General features: G+C 73.4%; 17 protein-coding genes. 12 read left to right on the forward strand and 5 right to left on the reverse strand.

Annotated features, from left to right (window positions below; all coding sequences use genetic code 11):
• Positions 1 to 41: 41 nt before the first annotated feature.
• Positions 42 to 1,352 (reverse strand): homogentisate 1,2-dioxygenase, encoded by a 1,311-nt coding sequence (gene hmgA, locus ABD350_RS23730; RefSeq protein ID WP_344350306.1) that lies wholly within the window; start codon positions 1,350 to 1,352, stop codon positions 42 to 44.
• Between the two features lie 151 nt (positions 1,353 to 1,503).
• On the opposite strand from hmgA, the gene ABD350_RS23735 reads away from it, so the two are divergent.
• The 8 genes from ABD350_RS23735 to ABD350_RS23770 all read left to right on the forward strand — a co-directional run bounded on the left by ABD350_RS23735 (position 1,504) and on the right by ABD350_RS23770 (position 10,245).
• Positions 1,504 to 2,061 (forward strand): hypothetical protein, encoded by a 558-nt coding sequence (locus ABD350_RS23735; RefSeq protein WP_344350307.1) that lies wholly within the window; start codon positions 1,504 to 1,506, stop codon positions 2,059 to 2,061.
• Positions 2,062 to 2,628: 567 nt separating this feature from the next.
• Positions 2,629 to 3,246, forward strand: a complete 618-nt coding sequence (locus ABD350_RS23740; RefSeq protein WP_344350308.1) for a TetR/AcrR family transcriptional regulator — start codon at positions 2,629 to 2,631, stop codon at positions 3,244 to 3,246.
• Between the two features lie 142 nt (positions 3,247 to 3,388).
• Entirely contained in the window at positions 3,389 to 4,807 is a 1,419-nt protein-coding gene (locus ABD350_RS23745; protein WP_344350309.1) for a CitMHS family transporter, read from the forward strand.
• A gap of 23 nt (positions 4,808 to 4,830) precedes the next feature.
• Positions 4,831 to 6,069, forward strand: a complete 1,239-nt coding sequence (locus ABD350_RS23750; RefSeq protein ID WP_344350310.1) for an MFS transporter — start codon at positions 4,831 to 4,833, stop codon at positions 6,067 to 6,069.
• Between the two features lie 102 nt (positions 6,070 to 6,171).
• Positions 6,172 to 6,864, forward strand: coding sequence for a hypothetical protein (locus ABD350_RS23755; protein WP_344350311.1), 693 nt, complete (start codon positions 6,172 to 6,174; stop codon positions 6,862 to 6,864).
• Entirely contained in the window at positions 6,851 to 7,507 is a 657-nt protein-coding gene (locus ABD350_RS23760; protein WP_344350312.1) for a class F sortase, read from the forward strand. The genes ABD350_RS23755 and ABD350_RS23760 overlap by 14 nt, the downstream gene beginning before the upstream one ends.
• A 253-nt stretch (positions 7,508 to 7,760) precedes the next feature.
• Entirely contained in the window at positions 7,761 to 9,149 is a 1,389-nt protein-coding gene (locus ABD350_RS23765; protein WP_344350313.1) for an aldehyde dehydrogenase family protein, read from the forward strand.
• Between the two features lie 13 nt (positions 9,150 to 9,162).
• On the forward strand, positions 9,163 to 10,245 hold the full coding sequence (locus tag ABD350_RS23770) for a Zn-dependent alcohol dehydrogenase (protein ID WP_344350314.1): 1,083 nt from the start codon (positions 9,163 to 9,165) through the stop codon (positions 10,243 to 10,245).
• A gap of 132 nt (positions 10,246 to 10,377) precedes the next feature.
• On the opposite strand, the gene ABD350_RS23775 is transcribed toward ABD350_RS23770, so the two are convergent.
• Positions 10,378 to 11,091, reverse strand: coding sequence for an ArsR/SmtB family transcription factor (locus ABD350_RS23775; protein ID WP_344350315.1), 714 nt, complete (start codon positions 11,089 to 11,091; stop codon positions 10,378 to 10,380).
• A 43-nt stretch (positions 11,092 to 11,134) separates the two neighbouring features.
• Positions 11,135 to 11,770, reverse strand: a complete 636-nt coding sequence (locus ABD350_RS23780) for a TetR/AcrR family transcriptional regulator (RefSeq protein WP_344350316.1) — start codon at positions 11,768 to 11,770, stop codon at positions 11,135 to 11,137.
• 102 nt (positions 11,771 to 11,872) lie between these two features.
• Between ABD350_RS23780 and ABD350_RS23785 the strand changes: the two genes are divergently transcribed.
• From ABD350_RS23785 to ABD350_RS23795, 3 genes are all read left to right on the forward strand, one after another.
• Positions 11,873 to 13,024 carry an acyl-CoA dehydrogenase family protein gene (locus ABD350_RS23785; RefSeq protein WP_344350552.1) on the forward strand — a complete coding sequence of 384 codons (1,152 nt, stop codon included), beginning with the start codon at positions 11,873 to 11,875 and terminating at the stop codon, positions 13,022 to 13,024.
• A 59-nt stretch (positions 13,025 to 13,083) separates the two neighbouring features.
• Entirely contained in the window at positions 13,084 to 13,371 is a 288-nt protein-coding gene (locus ABD350_RS23790) for a YiaA/YiaB family inner membrane protein (protein WP_344350317.1), read from the forward strand.
• Positions 13,372 to 13,444: 73 nt separating this feature from the next.
• Positions 13,445 to 14,068, forward strand: a complete 624-nt coding sequence (locus tag ABD350_RS23795) for a TetR/AcrR family transcriptional regulator (protein WP_344350318.1) — start codon at positions 13,445 to 13,447, stop codon at positions 14,066 to 14,068.
• Positions 14,069 to 14,095: 27 nt separating this feature from the next.
• Here the strand turns inward: ABD350_RS23795 and ABD350_RS23800 are convergent, their stop codons facing one another.
• Positions 14,096 to 14,557 carry a MaoC family dehydratase gene (locus tag ABD350_RS23800; protein WP_344350320.1) on the reverse strand — a complete coding sequence of 154 codons (462 nt, stop codon included), beginning with the start codon at positions 14,555 to 14,557 and terminating at the stop codon, positions 14,096 to 14,098.
• Positions 14,558 to 14,670: 113 nt separating this feature from the next.
• On the opposite strand from ABD350_RS23800, the gene soxR reads away from it, so the two are divergent.
• Positions 14,671 to 15,129, forward strand: coding sequence for a redox-sensitive transcriptional activator SoxR (soxR, locus tag ABD350_RS23805; RefSeq protein ID WP_344350321.1), 459 nt, complete (start codon positions 14,671 to 14,673; stop codon positions 15,127 to 15,129).
• 433 nt (positions 15,130 to 15,562) lie between these two features.
• Here soxR and ABD350_RS23810 read toward each other — a convergent pair whose 3' ends face one another.
• On the reverse strand, positions 15,563 to 16,321 hold the full coding sequence (locus ABD350_RS23810; protein WP_344350322.1) for a 3-keto-5-aminohexanoate cleavage protein: 759 nt from the start codon (positions 16,319 to 16,321) through the stop codon (positions 15,563 to 15,565).
• Positions 16,322 to 16,605: the final 284 nt, after the last annotated feature.

A 16,605-nucleotide genomic window follows, 5' to 3' on the forward strand; every position in this document is an offset into this window, starting at 1 on the left:
TATCCGTACCCGGCTGGGAACCCCCGGCGCAACGCCGGCGGTCACGCCCGGAAGTGCCGCTGAAGTCCCCGCCACACATCGTCGTAGCGCTGCTGGAGATGGTCCGCGCCGGCCGCGTGCGGGGTGAGGGCCACCGGCCAGCGGGTCTCGAACATGAAGGCCAGCCCGTCGTCGACCTTATGCGGCCGCAGCTCGGCCGCGCTCGCCCGGTCGAACGTCTCCCGGTCCGGGCCGTGCGCCGACATCATGTTGTGCAGCGAGCCGCCGCCGGGTACGAAGCCCTCCGCCTTGGCGTCGTAGGCGCCCTCGATCAGGCCCATGTACTCGCTCATCACGTTCCGGTGGAAGTACGGCGGCCGGAAGGTGTCCTCGCCCACCAGCCAGCGCGGCGCGAAGACCACGAAGTCCACGCCGGCCAGGCCCGGGGTGTCCGAGGGGGAGGTCAGCACCGTGAAGATCGACGGGTCCGGGTGGTCGTAGGAGATGGTGCCGATCACATTGAACCGGCGCAGGTCATAGACGTACGGCACATGGTTGCCGTGCCAGGCGACCACATCCAGGGGGCTGTGGTCGTAGGTGGCCGTCCACAGGTTGCCGCAGAACTTGTTCACCACCTCCACCGGGCCCTCGACGTCCTCGTACGCGGCGACCGGCGCCCGGAAGTCCCGCGGGTTGGCAAGGCCGTTGGCGCCGATGGGCCCGAGGTCGGGCAGCCGGAACGGCGCACCGTAGTTCTCGCACACATAGCCGCGCGCGGAGTCGTCCAGCAGCTCCACACGGAAGCGCACCCCACGGGGGATCAGCGCCACATGGGCCGGCTCCACACGCAGTCGGCCGAACTCGGTGTGCAGCAGCAGTCCGCCGCGCTCGGGCACGATCAGCAGCTCCCCGTCGGCGTCGGAGAAGACGCGCTCCATCGAGGCGGTGGCGTGGTACAGGTGCACGGCCATGCCCGTGCGCTGGGTCGCGTCGCCGTTGCCGCCCAGCGTCCACAGCCCGCCGAGGAAGTCGGTGCCGGCCGGGGGCTCCGGCAGCGGGTTCCAGCGCAGCCGGTTGGGGTCGGGCACCGTCTCGGTGAAGGGGGCCGTGCGCAGCGCGCCGTTGCCGGTGCGGGTGAACGGCGGGTGGGCGGCCGAGGGGCGGATGCGGTAGAGCCACGAGCGCCGGTTGTGCGCCCTGGGCTCGGTGAACGCCGTACCGCTCAGCTGCTCGGCGTACAGGCCGAGTGGCGCGCGCTGGGGCGAGTTGCGGCCCTCGGGCAGGGCGCCCGGCACCGCCTCCGAGGCGTGTTCGTTGCCGAACCCGGTCAGATAGGACAGCCCCTCGGCGGTCTTCCGCGTGTCCCCGCTCATGATCGCTCCTTGCGCTCCCGATTCCTATGCGACACCGTAGGAATGAGTGGGGGTCCGCGCAAGAGGATTCCCGGTCCTCCCTCGGAGGTAGGGCGCGAACCAGACCTGAGGCGGATCCGGGGCGCCGGGGCGCTGTTCTACGCTCCGGATCATGTCGTGGAAGAAGTGGACGCGCGGGCGGCTCGCCGCGCTCGTGGTGTGCGTCCTGCTGCCGTGGGGAGCGGCGGCCTGCGCAACCGGTGAGGCGCACGGGGGCACGGTCTCGCCCTCGCCCGTGGGAACGGTGCTGGACAGCACCGACGAGACCGGCCGCAACCTGCGCGAGGTGCCCGAGAAGAACGCGCCCTCCGTCGCCGTCCAGGTCACCCCGGACCCGGCCGGCGGCTGGGACGTCCGGCTGGACCTGCGTCGCTTCCGCTGTTCGGCGCCCGGCGCCCGGCCGGCCGCCGCCCTCGGGCGCGGGTTCGTCCGGCTCTACGTCGACGGCCGCCCGGTCGCCCTGCTGCACACCCCCGCCCACCACCTGGCCGCCGGCCGCGTCCCGCACGGCACCCACCAGATCACCGCCCGGCTGTACGCCGACGACGGCACGGCGTGGGCGGTCCACGGCAAGCCGATCGAGAGCACCGCCGACATCACGGTCTCCGACGCGGAGACGGCCACGGACCGCCCAGCGAACCCCACCACGTCCGCCCCGCCGGGCACGTGAATCCGACACGCGGAGAGGAGCACGGGCGAGCACGCGACGGGGGAACGGCGCTCGCGGTCGAGCCCGACGTGGGCAGGGCCGGTTGTTCGGGGCCTGGTCGGCGCGGGGAGGGCAACCGGCTGGTCGGTGGGGGGCTCGTCCCGGTTCGTCGGTAGGGGACCGGCTGGTTGACGGGTCGTCTGGTGCGGGTTCGGTGGGGGAGCGGCTGATCGGCCGGTGGTCCGGTTCCGGTTCGGCGGGTGAGTACCGGCTGTTCCGGTGGGCCTGACCCGGTGGGCCTCACCAGGCCGGCGTGGGTTCGGCGGCCGGGGGCGGCCGGCAGTGCTCCGGTGGCCGGGGCCGCGACGCTCCGGTGGCCGGGGGCCCGGTCGGTGGTCACCCGGAGGCGGGGCCGGTCCGTCGGACGTGTGGGTGGCTCGGTGGCCGGGGGTGCGCGTGGGGCGCCGTGCCCGGTGGTGGATCGGGCGAGCGCGGGCTCCGCATGCGCTCGCGTCGGCGCATTGAGTGGCAGGGCCACCCTTCTCCGTACTCTGACGAAGGTTTCCCTAACCCCGGCGGAAAGGCATCATGAAGCCCGTGCCCCACGCGACATCGCTCCGTCGCGCGCCCGTCCAGCGGCGCAGCGCCGAGCGGCTCACCAGGATCCTGGACGCCTGCGCCGGCCTCCTCGACGAGGTCGGTTACGACGCCCTGAGCACGCGCGCCGTCGCTCAGCGCGCCGGTGTCCCCATCGGCTCGGTCTACCGGTTCTTCGGCAACAAGCGGGAGATGGCCGACGCCCTCGCCCAGCGCAACCTGGAGCGGTACGTCGAGCGGGTCACCGAGCGGCTGGACAAGGCCCGTACGAGGGACTGGCGGGCCGCCATGGACGCCGTCCTGGACGAGTACCTCGCCATGAAGCGCACCGCGCCCGGCTTCTCCCTGGTCGACTTCGGCAACCAGATCCCGGTCGGCTGCCGCCACGACGAGCCCAACACCCGGGTCTCCGACCGGCTCACCGAGCTGCTCGCCGGCTACCTCTCCCGCACCCCGGACGAGGAGCTGCGGCGGGTCTTCCTGGTCGCCGTGGAGAGCGCCGACACCCTCGTGCAACTCGCCTTCCGGATCGACCCGCAGGGGGACGAGGCGATCATCGCCGAGACCCGGGAGCTGCTGCGGGCCTACCTGGCACGCGTACTCGACTGAAACGGCCCCACGTCTGACCTGGACTTTTGCGCTTATTGCTCGCACGTCAACATCTTGTTAACGCCGGTTGAACGGACCTAACGTCATCGCACCGCCGACCCCCAGGTGGGATGTTCAAGGGCGAACGTTAGGTATCCATTTCATGCTGACCATCCTCGGCTTCGCCATGATCGCGACCTTCCTGGTCCTGATCATGCTGAAGAAGATGTCGCCGATCGCGGCGCTCGTGCTCATCCCCGCGCTGTTCTGCGTGTTCGTGGGCAAGGGCGGCAAACTCGGTGACTACGTCATCGACGGCGTCACCGGCCTCGCCCCCACCGCGGCGATGCTCATGTTCGCGATCGTCTACTTCGGTGTGATGATCGACGTCGGCCTCTTCGACCCGGTCGTGCGGGGCATCCTGAGGTTCTGCAAGGCCGACCCGCTGCGCATCGTGGTCGGCACGGCCCTCCTCGCCGCGATCGTCTCCCTGGACGGCGACGGCTCCACCACCTTCATGATCACGGTCTCGGCGATGTACCCGCTCTACAAGCGGCTGAAGATGTCCCTGGTCGTGATGACCGGCGTCGCCGCCATGGCCAACGGCGTGATGAACACGCTCCCCTGGGGCGGCCCCACCGCCCGCGCCGCCACCGCGCTGAAGGTGGACGCGAGCGACATCTTCGTCCCCATGATCCCGGCCCTCGCCATGGGTCTGCTGTTCGTCCTCGTCCTCGCCTACGTCCTCGGCCGCCGCGAACGGGGGCGGCTCGGCGTGCTCACGCTGGACGAGGTGCTGGTGGAGGAGGGCGAGACCGTGCTGGTCGGCGCGGGCACCGGCACGAAGGCCGGGGACTCCGGTGTGCGGGGCGGGGACTCCGGTGTGCGGGCCGGGGGTTCCGGCACCGGCGCCGGCCTGCCCGAGGAGTCCGACGACGGCTTCCAGGGCCTGGACCCGGACCGCCCCACCCTGCGGCCGAAGCTGTACTGGTTCAACGCGCTGCTCACGGTCGCCCTGCTCACCGCCATGATCATGGAGTGGCTGCCGATCCCGGTGCTGTTCCTGCTCGGCGCCGCCCTCGCCCTGACCGTCAACTTCCCGCACATGCCGGACCAGAAGGCCCGGATCGCCGCCCACGCCGAGAACGTCCTCAACGTCTCCGGCATGGTGTTCGCCGCCGCCGTCTTCACCGGCGTCCTCCAGGGCACCGGCATGGTCGACCACATGGCCGAGTGGCTGGTCGGCAACATCCCCGACGGCATGGGCCCGCACATGGCCCTCGTGACCGGCGTGCTGAGCATCCCGCTCACCTACTTCATGTCCAACGACGGCTTCTACTTCGGCGTCCTGCCGGTGCTCGCCGAGGCGGGCCACGCGCACGGCGTCTCCTCGCTGGAGATCGCCCGCGCCTCGATCGCCGGCCAGCCGCTGCACATGTCCAGCCCGCTCGTCCCGGCCGTCTACGTCCTGGTCGGCATGGCCAGGGTGGAGTTCGGCGACCACACCCGGTTCGTGGTCAAGTGGGCCGTGCTCACCTCCCTGGTGGTGCTCGGCTCGGCGCTCCTGTTCGGCATCGTCTGATCACCTCGGGAAGGACCGCGCTCATGGCGCCCGGTGGGAACCGCGGCTGGCTGCTCCGCCTCGTCATCGCCTTCGGCTGCGCCCAGGGGGCGGTGTCGATGGCCCGCCCCGCCGTCTCCTACCGGGCCCTCGCGCTGGGCGCCGACGAACGGGCGGTCGGCGTCATCGCCGGTGTCTACGCGCTGCTGCCGCTGTTCGCCGCCGTACCGCTCGGCCGCCGCACCGACCACGGCCGCTGCGCGCCCCTGCTGCCCGCGGGCGTGGTCCTCATCGCGGGCGGCTGCGCCCTGAGCGGGCTGGCCGGCTCCCTGTGGGCGATGGCCCTGTGGAGCGGGGTGATGGGCCTCGGCCACCTGTGCTTCGTGATCGGCGCCCAGTCGCTGGTGGCCCGTCAGTCCCCGCCGCACGAACAGGACCGCAACTTCGGCCACTTCACCATCGGTGCCTCCCTCGGCCAGCTCGTCGGCCCGCTGGCCGCGGGCGCCCTCGTCGGCGGCCCCGACCTGGCGCACAGCAGCGCGCTCGCCCTTGTCGCGGCGGGCGCGGGCGCCGCCGTCGCGTTCACCGCGCTGTGGCGGATCGAGGACCGTACGGCCGTCAGGGCGCGCCCCCTGCGCGGCGGGCGGGTGCCGGTCGCGGGCATCCTGCGCGCCCGGGGTGTGCCGGCGGGCATGCTGATCAGCCTCTCGGTGCTGTCCGCGACCGACATCCTCACCGCCTATCTGCCGGTGGTCGGCGAGCACCGGGGCATCGCCCCCGCGGTGATCGGCGTCCTGCTCGCCCTGAGGGCCGGCGCCACCATCGCCTGCCGGCTCGTCCTCACCCCGCTGCTGCGGCTGCTCGGCAGGTCCGCGCTGCTCACCGTGACCTGTCTGCTGGCGGCCGTGCTGTGCGCGGGGGTCGCGCTGCCGGTGCCGGTCTGGACGCTCGGCGCGATGCTCACGCTCCTCGGCTTCTGCCTGGGCGTGGGCCAGCCGCTGTCGATGACGACGGTGGTGCAGGCCGCGCCCGAGGAGGCCCGTTCCACCGCGCTCGCCCTGCGGCTGACCGGCAACCGGCTGGGCCAGGTCGCCGCTCCGGCCGCCGCGGGCCTGGTGGCCGGGCTGGCGGGGGTGGCGGCGCCGTTCCTGATGCTGGGCGGGCTGCTGCTGGTCTCCTCGGGGGTCGCGCTGCGCTCGTCCGGGCGGCCCCGGGAAGGGGCCGGACGGGTGGCGGGGGAGCGGCGCGCGGGCCCGGGACTGCGCCGCACGAGCGATATCTGACAGCGCGCCCGGCGCCGTTGCCGGGGCCCGCGCGGGTCATGAGGCAGTGTCCAGGCGAAAGAGCGATTTGTATGAAAATCGTCTGAACCCGGAGGATTGCGCATGCCCACCCTGACACTCCCCCGTGCAGCCGGCTCCCGCGCGGGTGCCACCGTCGTCCTCACCGCCCTCGCCGCGGCGGGCGCGTCGTGGGTGGCGGCGCCGCACGCGGCGGCCCAGGGGGAGAACGGCGACATCAGGATCCACAACGCCCGCTCGACCAACCCCCCGTCGTTCATCGGCTCGGCCAAGGACGACCCGGTGGTCTGCAAGTTCTTCCTGGAGGCCGTCAACTTCGACACCCTGACCAGCATCGCGTACACGATCACGCCCCAGCCCCCGCTGCCCACCGCAGCCACCGTGACCGGCATCATCCAGCTGGCCGGCGGCGCCGGGCACACCGACCCGCTGGGACTGGCGGACGGGCAGTACAAGATCAGCTGGACCGTGGGGGCGCCCCCGGCCCTGAAGGAGAAGGTCTTCCGCGTCAACTGCCACGACGGCAGGCTGGACGGCGCGCACGGCGGCCAGATCGAGGACCACCAGCAGAACAACGGCGAGCACCAGGACAACGGGGCCTGGGGGCAGAGCGACCACGGCGGCCCGAAGGGCGGTGTGCACGCGGGCGGCGGCGGCCTCATCGACACGGCCGCCGCGTACTCCCCGGTGGCCGCCGCCGCGGCCGTGGGTCTGGTCGCCGTCAGCGCCGCCGTGTACGTCCGGCTGATCCGCCGCCGGCCCCATGGCGCCGCGTAGACGGCGCAGGCCCTGGCACCGGACCCGCGCCTACCGCCTCGCGCGCACGGCCGTGCTGGTGACCGTGCTGGTGACGGTCGGCTCGCGCTGCGCGGGGCAGGACACACCGGCCACGGCCGGCCGGGCGGGCGGCGCGGACGAGGCGGCGGCCCCGGCCGCGCCCCCCGCCCCGCCGCCCCGCCCGCTGCCCCGGTCCCGGCCGACCTCCTTCCGCGTGCCCTCCCTGGGGATCGACGCCCCCATCGTCCCGCTCCGCCTGGACGCCCGCCACGAGCTGGAGACGCCGCCGGTGGACCGGCCCCGGCTGGTCGGCTGGTACGAGGGCGGCCCCACGCCGGGCGAGGCCGGCACCGCCGTCGCCGTCGGCCACCGCGACACCCGCAGCGGACCCGCGGTCTTCGCCGGCCTCGCCCAGGTCCGGCCCGGCAAGGCGGTCGAGGTACGGCGGGCGGACGGACGCACCGCCGTCTACTCCGTGGACCGGGTGAAGGTCTACGACAAGGCCGGCTTCCCCGACCGGGAGGTCTACGGCGCGACCGGGCGCCCGGAGCTGAGGATCATGACCTGCGGCGGCCTGTTCAGCCGGCGCACCGGCTACACCAGCAACGTGGTGGTCTTCGCCCATCTGACCGCGGCGAAGTGAGCGGCGGGGCACGCGCGGACGACCGGCGACCAGTGAACCGGCCTCCAGGAAACCGGCGTCCGGTGAACGGTCCTCCAGGAACCCGTGCCCAGCGAACCGGCGGCCCGGTCGTGCGGCGGACTCGGCGTCCGCGCCGGCCGGGCCGTCCGCGATGATGTCCCGGTGGGCCCATGGCCCGGGAATGTCTGGCGCAACAAAACTATCACCGCTAGTTTGTGTGCCGGACGACGCGGACCCGCCGGGAGGACACAGCATGAAGGCACATGACGCCCTGTACATCGACGGCGCCTGGCGCCCCGCCGGGAACGGGGACGTGATCGAGGTCGTGAACCCGGCCGACGAGCAGGTCATCGGCAAGGTCCCGGCGGGCGGCGCTTGGGACGTCGACACCGCCGTACGGGCCGCGCGCGCCGCCCTGCCCGGCTGGGCCGCCACACCCCCGGCCGAACGCGCCGCACGCCTCGCCGCCCTGCACCGCGCCCTGGTCGAGCGCAAGGACGAGATCGCCGAGACGGTCACCGCCGAGCTGGGCTCACCGCTGAAGTTCTCCGAGGCCGTGCACGCGGCCGTACCCCTCGCGGTCGCGGCCTCCTTCGCCGAACTGGCCGCGACGCACTCCTTCGAGGAGCGGGTCGGCAACTCCACGGTCCTGCACGAGCCCATCGGCGTGGTCGGCGCGATCACCCCCTGGAACTACCCGCTCCACCAGATCGTCGCCAAGGTCGCCCCGGCCCTCGCCGCCGGTTGCACGATCGTCCTCAAGCCCGCCGAGGACACCCCGCTCGTCGCCCAGCTGTTCGCCGAGGCGGTGCACCAGGCGGAGCTGCCCGCGGGCGTGTTCAACCTGGTCACCGGCCTCGGACCGGTCGCCGGTCAGGCCCTCGCCGAGCACCCCGGTGTCGACCTGGTGTCCTTCACCGGCTCCACCGCGATCGGCCGGCGGATCGGCGCGGTGGCCGGCGCGGCCGTGAAGAAGGTCGCCCTGGAACTGGGCGGCAAGTCCGCCAACGTCATCCTGCCGAGTGCCGACCTCGCCCGGGCCGTGAACGTCGGCGTCGCCAACGTGATGTCCAACTCCGGCCAGACGTGCAGCGCCTGGACCCGCATGCTGGTCCACCGCGACCGGTACGCCGAGGCCGTCGAACTGGCCGCGACCGCCGCCGCCAAGTACGGCGACCGCATCGGCCCGGTGGTCAGCGCCAAGCAGCAGGCGCGGGTGCGCGGTTACATCGAGAAGGGCATCGCCGAGGGCGCCCGGCTGGTCGCGGGCGGCCCCGAAGCCCCGCGCGAGCGCGGCTACTTCGTCAGCCCGACCGTCTTCGCCGACGTCACCCCGGAGATGACGATCGCCCAGGAGGAGATCTTCGGCCCGGTCCTGACGATCCTGCGCTACGAGGACGAGGAGGACGCCCTGCGCATCGCCAACGGCACGGTGTACGGCCTCGCGGGCGCCGTCTGGGCCGCCGAGGAAGCCGAGGCGGTGGCCTTCGCGCGCCGCATGGACACCGGCCAGGTCGACATCAACGGCGGCCGGTTCAACCCCCTCGCGCCCTTCGGCGGGTACAAGCAGTCCGGTGTCGGCCGGGAGCTCGGCAGCCACGGACTCGCCGAGTACCTGCAGACCAAGTCCCTCCAGTTCTAAGGAAGTCGCGACCATGGCCGTACGAGCCGCCGTCCTGCCCGCCGTCGGCGCCCCGCTGGAGATCACCGGCATCGAGCTGCCCGACCCCGGTCCCGGACAGGTCCGGGTGCGCCTCGCCGCCGCCGGCGTCTGCCACTCCGACCTGTCCCTGTCCAACGGCACCATGCGGGTGCCGGTCCCGGCCGTCCTCGGCCACGAGGGCGCCGGCACGGTCGTCGCCGTCGGCGAGGGCGTCACCCATGTCGCGCCCGGCAGCCCCGTGGTCCTCAACTGGGCGCCCTCCTGCGGCGGCTGCCACGCCTGCGCGCTCGGCGAGGTCTGGCTGTGCGCCAACGCGCTGAACGGCTCCGCCGACGTCTACGCCCGCACCACCGACGGCACCGAGCTGCACCCCGGCCTGAACGTGGCCGCGTTCGCCGAGGAGACGGTGGTCTCCGCCTCCTGTGTGCTGCCGGTGCCGGACGGGGTGGAGCCGGCCGACGCCGCCCTCCTGGGCTGCGCGGTGCTCACCGGCTACGGCGCCGTCCACTACTCGGCGCGGGTCCGGGCCGGTGAGACGGTCGCCGTGTTCGGCGTCGGCGGGGTGGGCCTGGCCGCGCTCCAGTCGGCCCGGATCGCGGGCGCGGCCCGGATCATCGCCGTCGACGTCTCGCCCGCGAAGGAGGAACTGGCCCGCGCGGCCGGTGCCACCGACTACGTCCTCGCCTCCGACACCACGCCCCGCGAGATCCGCGCCCTGACCGGCAAGCAGGGCGTCGACGTGTCCGTGGAGTGCGTGGGCCGCGCGGTCTCCATCCGCGCGGCCTGGGAGTCCACCCGCCGGGGCGGCCGGACGACGGTCGTCGGCATCGGCGGCAAGGACCAGCAGGTCACCTTCAACGCCCTGGAACTCTTCCACTGGGGCCGCACCCTGTCGGGCTGCGTCTACGGCAACAGCGACCCCTCCCGCGACGTGCCGATCCTCGCCGACCACATCAGGCAGGGCCGCCTGGACCTCTCCACCCTGGTCACCGACCGCATCACCCTGGAGGACATCCCGGCGGCCTTCGACAACATGCTCGCGGGCAAGGGGGGCCGGGCGGTGGTGGTGTTCTGAGCCGGCGGAAGGGCAGCGCCCCGAAGCGCCGCGGGGCCGTCCTCGACGTGCGGCTTCGCGGCGCGGGCGCGACCGGCCGCGACGAACCCGCACCCGGCCGGCCACGGAACCCCCCTCCGGCGGTAATCGGTCTCACCGCAGCGCACCGGACGGGATGCCGAGCAGGTCGGACATGACCTGCTCTCCCACGGGAGTGATCCGCACGGCCCGCCCGCTGCCCACCCGCACACACCACCCCGCCTCCAGCGCCCGTCGGCACAGCGCCGCCCCCGCGGCTCCCGCGAGGTGCGGCCGGCGTTCGGTCCAGTCCAGGCAGGCGCGGGCCGGCGGGCGGCGGCCGGAGAGGTCGAGCGGGATGCCGGCCGCGCCGAACCACTCCAGCCCCGCGTCGGTCAGCGCGAACCCGGTGTCCTGCCGCAGCAGCCCCCGCTCGGTCAGCGCGTCGGTGATCGTGATGCCCAGCCGCCCGGCGAGATGGTCGTAACAGGTGCGCCCCCGGGCCATGGCGGCCCCGGCGCTCGCCTCGCGCAACCCCCGGGGCGGGCGCCGCACCTGCGCGGGGGAGACCTGCGCGGCCAGATCCTCCACCAGCTGTGCCACCCGCGCGCCGGCCAGCCGTACGTACCGGTGCCGCCCCTGCCGCTCCTGGGCGAGCAGCCCGCCGGCCACCAGCCGGTCCAGGTGCTCGCTCAGCGTGGAGGGGGCCACCCCGGCGTGCCGGGCCAGCTCACCGGCCGTCCACGCCCGCCCGTCCAGCAGTGCCAGCAGGCACGCGGCCCGCGTCCGGTCGGCGATCAGCCCGGCCAGCGCGGCGAGGCCGGCGGCCCGGGGGTCCTCGGTGCTCATGCCTCCAGCATGGGACATCGATACTTCGGCGGTCGCCGAAGCGTCACGCCCGTACCCGCTCGTACTGCTGCGCCAGTCCGTCCAGCAGTGCGCCGAGTCCCGTCTCGAAGGCCCGCTCGTCGATCTTCTCCTGCTGCTCGGCGAGCAGATGGGCCTGTCCGAGGTGGGGATAGTCGGCCGGGTCGTAGGCGCTCGCGTCGTCCACGAAGCCGCCGGCGAACGAACCGAGTGCCGAGCCCATGATGAAGTACCGCATCAGCGCGCCGATGGAGGTGGCCTGCGCCGGCGGCCAGCCCGCGTCGACCATCGCGCCGTAGACCGCGTCGGCCAGCCGCAGTGCGGCCGGGCGGCGGCCGGGGCCCCGGGCGAGGACCGGGACGATGTTCGGGTGGTCGCGCAGGGCGGCCCGGTAGGAGACGGCCCAGTCGTGCAGCGCGGTCCGCCAGTCCCGGCCGTCCTCGAACATCGACAGGTCGACCTGTGCGCTCACCGAGTCCGCGACGGCCTCCAGGATCTCGTCCTTGGTGCGGAAGTGGTTGTAGAGCGAGGGCCCGCTCACCCCCAGCTCGGCCGCGAGGCGCCGGGTGGAGACGGCCGCCAGGCCCTCCCGGTCCACGAGGTCCCGGGCCGTTTCGACGATCCGGTCGGGGCTGAGGAGGGGCTTGCGCGGTCGGGCCATGGCGCACATAGTAGGGCTGCGAGCAGGAAACTAGCAGTGCTAATTTAAATGTACGGCTTTCAAGATCCGAGACGGATCCGTTCGGTGTGGGGTGATCTCGTGGTGAACCTGGGGCTCAGCGAGGAGCAGGCGGCCGTACGGCAGCTCGCCCGGGACTTCGTGGAGCGCGAGATCGCCCCGCACGTGGTCGCCTGGGACCGCGCCGAGGAGGTGGACCGGGGCATCGTCAAGAAGCTCGGCGACATCGGCTTCCTGGGCCTGACCATCGACGAGGAGTACGGCGGCTCGGGCGGCGACCACCTCGCGTACTGCCTGGTCACCGAGGAACTGGGCCGCGGCGACTCCTCCGTGCGCGGCATCGTCTCCGTCTCCCTCGGGCTCGTCGCCAAGACGATCGCCGCCTGGGGCGGCGAGGAGCAGAAGCGGCGCTGGCTGCCCGGGCTCACCGCGGGCGAGTACGTCGGCTGCTTCGGCCTCACCGAGCCCGGCACCGGCTCCGACGCGGGCAGCCTCACCACCCGCGCCGTGCGCGACGGCGACGACTACGTGCTCAACGGCACCAAGATGTTCATCACCAACGGCACCTGGGCGGACGTCGTCCTGCTCTTCGCCCGCTCCACCGACGCCCCCGGCCACAAGGGCGTGTCCGCCTTCCTGATCCCCACCGACACGCCCGGCCTGACCCGCCGTACCCTCCACGGCAAGCTGGGCCTGCGCGGCCAGGCCACCGCCGAACTGGTCCTCCAGGACGTGCGCGTGCCCGCCTCCGCCATGGTCGGCGCGGAGGGCAAGGGCTTCAACGTCGCCATGTCCGCGCTCGCCAAGGGCCGGATGTCGGTGGCCGCCGGCTGCGTCGGGATAGCCCAGGCCGCACTGGACGCGGCCGTCGCGTACGCGGGGGAGCGCGAGCAGTTCGGCACCCCCATCGCCCACCACCAGCTGGTGCAGGAACTGCTCAGCGACATCGCCGTGGACGTCGACGCGGCCCGGCTGCTGACCTGGCGGGTCGCCGATCTGATCGACCGCGGCGAGCCGTTCGCCGTGGAGTCCTCCAAGGCCAAGCTGTTCGCCTCCGAGGCGGCCGTCCGCGCCGCCAACAACGCCCTCCAGGTCTTCGGCGGCTACGGCTACATCGACGAGTACCCGGTCGGCAAACTCCTGCGCGACGCCCGCGTGATGACCCTCTACGAGGGCACCAGCCAGATCCAGAAGCTGCTCATCGGGCGCGCCCTGACCGGCGTCTCGGCGTTCTGAGTACCCGTCTGAGTATTCCGGCGGATGTCCCCCGGGCCGCGTCCGCCGAAGCTGGGCCCATGAGCGACGCACCGGTCAGACAGCAGAGCACGGCAGCCTTCTACGGCCAGGCGGTGGCATCCTTCGCGGTCGCCATGGCGGCCACCGGCATCGGCATCCTCCGGCTGGAGGCGAGCGCCTGGGTCCGTGGCTTCCTGGCGATCGCCGTGCTGTACCTCGTCACCTCCGCCTTCACCCTCGCCAAGGTGATCCGCGACCGGCAGGAGGCCGGGCAGCTGGTCAGCCGGGTCGATCAGGCCCGGCTGGAGAAGCTGCTCGCCGAGCACGACCCCTTCGACAAGGTCTGAGCGGCCACGCTAAGCGCCCGCTCACCGTCGGCGGTATGGTGGTGCTCCTGTCACCGAGAGGGGCGAGCGAGCGATGAGTACGGCGGAGGAGACGACCGGCGGCGAAGTGGAGCCGTGGGAAGAGGTCACCCCGGACGCGGCCCGGCGGCTGCTCGTCGCCGCCGTGGAGGCCTTCGCCGAGCGCGGCTACCACGCCACGACGACCCGGGACATCGCGGGCCGCGCCGGTATGAGCCCGGCCGCGCTGTACATCCACTACAAGACCAAGGAAGAGCTGCTCCACCGGATCAGCCGGATCGGCCACGACAAGGCCCTCGGCATCCTGCGCGCCGCGGCCCGCCGCGAGGGCACCGCCAAGGAGCGGCTGGCCGACGCGGTCGGCTCCTTCGTCCGCTGGCACGCGGGGCGGCGCACCACCGCGCGGGTCGTGCAGTACGAACTGGACGCCCTCGGGCCCGACGCCCGCGCGGAGATCGTCGCGCTGCGCCGCCAGGTGGACGCCGAGGTGCGCCGCATCATCGAGGACGGCGTGGCCGCCGGCGAGTTCGACGTCCTGGACGTGCGGGGCACCACGCTCGCCGTGCTGTCGCTGTGCATCGACGTGGCCCGCTGGTTCAACGTGGACGGCCCGCGCACCCCCGAGGAGGTCGGCGCGCTCTACGCCGACCTCGTCCTGCGGATGGTCGGGGCCCGCTAGGCCCCCGAGGCGCGCGGGCGGTACGCGCTACAGGTAGTACCGGGACACCGACTCCGCGACGCACACCGGCTTGTCGCCGCCCTCGCGCTCCACGGTGAACGCGACCGTCACCTGCACACCGCCGGTGACGTCCTCGACACCGGTGATCGTCGCGGTGGCGCGCAGCCGGGAGCCGACGGGGACGGGGGAGGGGAAACGGACCTTGTTCGTCCCGTAGTTGACGCCCATCTTCACGCCCTCCACCCGGATGAGCTGCGGCCCGAAGAGGGGCAGCAGCGACAGGGTGAGATAGCCGTGCGCGATGGTGGTCTTGAACGGCCCGGCGGCGGCCTTCTCCGGATCCACGTGGATCCACTGGTGGTCGCCGGTCGCCTCGGCGAACAGGTCGATCCGCTTCTGGTCGACCTCCAGCCAGTCGGTGTACCCCAGCTGCTCGCCCACGGCCGCCTTCAGCTCGTCGGGGGAGGTGAAGGTCCTCGGTTCTGCCATGTTCCCGGCCTCTCGCTCGCATCTCTAAGCAACTGCTTAGCATGGTCGGGTGGCGGGACGATGTCAACGGACGCGGGGCCGGTGCGGCGGGGGGTCTCTGTAATCTCTGAGGAGTGCCCCAGATTCCCGAGAAGATCCACGAGCTGACCGTCGGCCAGTTGTCCGCGCGCAGCGGAGCCGCGGTGTCCGCCCTGCACTTCTACGAGTCCAAAGGCCTCATCTCCAGCCGGCGCACCTCCGGCAACCAGCGCCGGTACAGCCGCGACACCCTGCGCCGGGTCGCCTTCATCCGCGCGGCCCAGCGGGTCGGCATCCCCCTGGCCACGATCCGCGAGGCCCTGGCCGAACTGCCGGAGGAGCGCACGCCGACCAGGGAGGACTGGGCACGGCTGTCGGAGATGTGGCGCTCGGAACTGGAGGAGCGCATCCAGCAGCTGAACCGGCTGCGCGACCAGCTCACCGACTGCATCGGGTGCGGCTGCCTGTCTTTGAAGACCTGCGCCCTGTCCAACCCGGACGACGTGTTCGGCGACCGGCTGACGGGGTCCCGGCTCATGGCGGAACGCCGCTGAGCAACGCCCGCGGCGCCCGGTACGCCGGGCGGACCGCCTCGGCCACGGCCCGGCCGCCGAGCCGTAGCGCTCCACGGCGGTCCGGACGACCACGCACTCCCGCAGACACAGCCCACGTCCGGCCACCGTCTCAAGGCCGTCGTCGACCTCCCGCACCCGCCCGGTGTCGCACGGCCCCGCGTACAGCCGGGGCACCGGCGGCGGTTCACCCTCCGGCAGCGCCGCCGCGCACAACCGGCGCGCGGTCCCGTCCACCGCCGCCGAGAGGTCGAACACGTCGAATACGGCGCACCCGGTGCCTTGCGCCGGCCGTCGCGCCGTAGGCCGGATCCCGCGCCCTCGCGCCGGACACCTCCCCGTAGTCGCCCACCCGGGACGCGCCCAGCCGCGTCGCCGCCTCGGCGATCCCGTGCCCGCGACCGTCTTCTCCTTGCTACCGGCGCTCTGAGCCGCTGCGACCGGCCCGGGGTGAGTGCCGGGACCGGGCCCGCTCGGCCACCGCCTCCGCCACCAGCCGGGCGTTCGAGCCGGCCCGGCGGCCGTCCGGCAGCAGCAGGGTGTCCTCCAGGCCGATCCGGGTGGCCAGGCCCAGCCGGACCGCCAGCCGGAGCACCGGCCAGGTGCCGCCCTCCTCGCCGTGCAGCAGCACCGGGCGGCCGTGCGCCGCCCCCAGTTCCGCCAGCAGCGCCCGCGCCGACGCCTCGGCGGTCGCCGGGTCCGGGTCGGTCACCTCGGCCAGCACCCGCAGTACCCCCGGCCCGAGCGGCGAGGCCGCGAACCGGCTCGCCGACCCGGTGCCGGACCAGATGCCAGCCTCCACGCCCACACCCCGCGCAAGCAGTTCCTCGGCGACCTCTTCGGCGCCCGCCTCATGCCAGTTGACCGAGGCGAAATCGGGCAGCACCGTCCAGGAGCGCACCCGGTCCAGCCGGGCCGCCGGGCCGGGCTCCGCCCAGGCGCCGGTGGTGACGCCGACCGGCACCGGCACCCGCGCCCGTATCGCCTCCAGCGCCGGGCCGACGACACGCGGGGAGAGGCTCTCGCGCCCGCACGGCGTCCTGGGGTGGACGTGCACCGAGGTGGCACCGGCCGCCACCGCCTCGGCTGCGGAACGGGCCAGTTCCTCCGGGGACATCGGGACGCCCGCGCCGTCGGCGGCCGATCGGCTCCCGTTGAGACACACCTGCACCATGACCCGATGATGCCTGCCCCCACTGACAATCGGGACCCCCAGCCGCCGACAGGGCTCGGCCGCCACCGACACGAGAGGTCGGCCGACGCCGAACAGATGGCTCGGCCGCCACCGACACGAGGGCCCGCCACCCGCCGACAGGCTCCGGTCGCCACCGGCAAGCGGGGTCGGCCACCCTCGACATGAGGGTCGGGGCGCCATCGGCAAGCGGGGTCGGCGATCCCCGAAAGAGGCTCCGGTCGCCACCGACAAGAGATGCCGGCCACCCTCGACATGAGGCTCCG

It is taken from the genome of Streptomyces nogalater (assembly GCF_039532885.1).
Classification (GTDB): domain Bacteria; phylum Actinomycetota; class Actinomycetes; order Streptomycetales; family Streptomycetaceae; genus Streptomyces; species Streptomyces nogalater.

Coding starts and splice junctions, on each gene's coding strand:
- hmgA (WP_344350306.1), bottom strand. CDS start 1,352: ATGAGCGGGGACACGCGGAAGACCGCCGAGGGGCTGTCCTATCTGACC.
- ABD350_RS23735 (WP_344350307.1), top strand. CDS start 1,504: ATGTCGTGGAAGAAGTGGACGCGCGGGCGGCTCGCCGCGCTCGTGGTG.
- ABD350_RS23740 (WP_344350308.1), top strand. CDS start 2,629: ATGAAGCCCGTGCCCCACGCGACATCGCTCCGTCGCGCGCCCGTCCAG.
- ABD350_RS23745 (WP_344350309.1), top strand. CDS start 3,389: ATGCTGACCATCCTCGGCTTCGCCATGATCGCGACCTTCCTGGTCCTG.
- ABD350_RS23750 (WP_344350310.1), top strand. CDS start 4,831: ATGGCGCCCGGTGGGAACCGCGGCTGGCTGCTCCGCCTCGTCATCGCC.
- ABD350_RS23755 (WP_344350311.1), top strand. CDS start 6,172: ATGCCCACCCTGACACTCCCCCGTGCAGCCGGCTCCCGCGCGGGTGCC.
- ABD350_RS23760 (WP_344350312.1), top strand. CDS start 6,851: ATGGCGCCGCGTAGACGGCGCAGGCCCTGGCACCGGACCCGCGCCTAC.
- ABD350_RS23765 (WP_344350313.1), top strand. CDS start 7,761: ATGAAGGCACATGACGCCCTGTACATCGACGGCGCCTGGCGCCCCGCC.
- ABD350_RS23770 (WP_344350314.1), top strand. CDS start 9,163: ATGGCCGTACGAGCCGCCGTCCTGCCCGCCGTCGGCGCCCCGCTGGAG.
- ABD350_RS23775 (WP_344350315.1), bottom strand. CDS start 11,091: ATGAGCACCGAGGACCCCCGGGCCGCCGGCCTCGCCGCGCTGGCCGGG.
- ABD350_RS23780 (WP_344350316.1), bottom strand. CDS start 11,770: ATGGCCCGACCGCGCAAGCCCCTCCTCAGCCCCGACCGGATCGTCGAA.
- ABD350_RS23790 (WP_344350317.1), top strand. CDS start 13,084: ATGAGCGACGCACCGGTCAGACAGCAGAGCACGGCAGCCTTCTACGGC.
- ABD350_RS23795 (WP_344350318.1), top strand. CDS start 13,445: ATGAGTACGGCGGAGGAGACGACCGGCGGCGAAGTGGAGCCGTGGGAA.
- ABD350_RS23800 (WP_344350320.1), bottom strand. CDS start 14,557: ATGGCAGAACCGAGGACCTTCACCTCCCCCGACGAGCTGAAGGCGGCC.
- ABD350_RS23810 (WP_344350322.1), bottom strand. CDS start 16,321: ATGGTGCAGGTGTGTCTCAACGGGAGCCGATCGGCCGCCGACGGCGCG.